The organism is Lentzea sp. NPDC003310 (assembly GCF_040610935.1).
Lineage (GTDB): Bacteria > Actinomycetota > Actinomycetes > Mycobacteriales > Pseudonocardiaceae > Lentzea.
In genome coordinates this window covers 1-1,315 of sequence record NZ_JBEXNC010000061.1, presented here as the reverse complement: position 1 = coordinate 1,315, position 1,315 = coordinate 1, and the positions used below count along the sequence as shown (strand labels likewise).

Below are 1,315 nucleotides of genomic sequence, written 5' to 3'. Positions count from 1 at the left end.
CGGTCCAGGACGGGTCGCGCCACACCCACGGAACGAACGGGACGGGTTGCATCTCGGGCCTCCTCGGTCGGTCGTCGTGAGTCACGCCGCCGATGATAAAAAAAGGTATAAAAGTCACAGTTAATTCTTGACAAGTTTAGTTAGGTTTGATAGAATATAATAGTTGTCGCAAGAGACGAGGGTCTTGAAGCGATAAGCTAGACCATTGAAAACTGAATAAAGAAGAATGACTCATGTGATGTAGTAAGATACATCAAAAATCTGTCAATCAATAATGAAAGACAAGCCAGTCACTAAGGTGACTTAAATACTTTATTTGAGAGTTTGATCCTGGCTCAGGACGAACGCTGGCGGCGTGCCTAATACATGCAAGTTGAGCGCTGAAGGTTGGTACTTGTACCGACTGGATGAGCAGCGAACGGGTGAGTAACGCGTGGGGAATCTGCCTTTGAGCGGGGGACAACATTTGGAAACGAATGCTAATACCGCATAAAAACTTTAAACACAAGTTTTAAGTTTGAAAGATGCAATTGCATCACTCAAAGATGATCCCGCGTTGTATTAGCTAGTTGGTGAGGTAAAGGCTCACCAAGGCGATGATACATAGCCGACCTGAGAGGGTGATCGGCCACATTGGGACTGAGACACGGCCCAAACTCCTACGGGAGGCAGCAGTAGGGAATCTTCGGCAATGGACGAAAGTCTGACCGAGCAACGCCGCGTGAGTGAAGAAGGTTTTCGGATCGTAAAACTCTGTTGGTAGAGAAGAACGTTGGTGAGAGTGGAAAGCTCATCAAGTGACGGTAACTACCCAGAAAGGGACGGCTAACTACGTGCCAGCAGCCGCGGTAATACGTAGGTCCCGAGCGTTGTCCGGATTTATTGGGCGTAAAGCGAGCGCAGGTGGTTTATTAAGTCTGGTGTAAAAGGCAGTGGCTCAACCATTGTATGCATTGGAAACTGGTAGACTTGAGTGCAGGAGAGGAGAGTGGAATTCCATGTGTAGCGGTGAAATGCGTAGATATATGGAGGAACACCGGTGGCGAAAGCGGCTCTCTGGCCTGTAACTGACACTGAGGCTCGAAAGCGTGGGGAGCAAACAGGATTAGATACCCTGGTAGTCCACGCCGTAAACGATGAGTGCTAGATGTAGGGAGCTATAAGTTCTCTGTATCGCAGCTAACGCAATAAGCACTCCGCCTGGGGAGTACGACCGCAAGGTTGAAACTCAAAGGAATTGACGGGGGCCCGCACAAGCGGTGGAGCATGTGGTTTAATTCGAAGCAACGCGAAGAACCTTACCAGGTCTTGACAT

At 49.0% G+C, this 1,315-nt stretch carries 1 rRNA gene; it reads left to right on the top strand.

Features of this window, described 5'->3' with window-relative positions:
* Window positions 1–312 precede the first annotated feature (312 nt).
* Window positions 313–1,315: ribosomal RNA gene (locus ABZX02_RS43920) — 16S ribosomal RNA — on the top strand; the annotation flags it as partial.